This window comes from Streptomyces sp. NRRL WC-3605 (assembly GCF_001509795.1).
Classification (GTDB): Bacteria; Actinomycetota; Actinomycetes; order Streptomycetales; family Streptomycetaceae; genus Streptomyces; species Streptomyces viridochromogenes.
On record NZ_LLZN01000004.1, the window covers coordinates 1 to 335 of the forward strand.

Here is a 335-nt window from a genome sequence, read left to right on the forward strand (position 1 = left end):
GCCCCGGCCAGGCCGGGCACGCCCGGCATGGTCAGATTGTGGATCTCCAGCCGTCCCTCCCCCGCGGCGACGCCCGACGTCGCGTACACGACCGCACCGGTGGGAAGCGTGGTGAATCCGGCGTACCCGGACCCCACCTGGAGCATCGTGGCACTGCCGTCGAATCCGTCCCGGCTCCTGCGGTAGGTCCGCACCTGGCGCCGCGTCGCCTTGAGTGAAGTCGTCGGCAGGAACATCGGCGTGGACCCGCTGAGCTTGAAGAGCCAGTCGTCGTGGCCGGGTTGCCAGGCGAACTTCACGAATCCGGGCTTGGTCACGGCGCCCGCCCATGCGGC

General features: G+C 70.4%; 1 pseudogene. It reads right to left on the reverse strand.

Annotation, left to right across the window (positions count from 1 at the left end):
- Window positions 1–335, reverse strand: a pseudogene (locus ADL34_RS04250) (hypothetical protein); the annotation flags it as partial.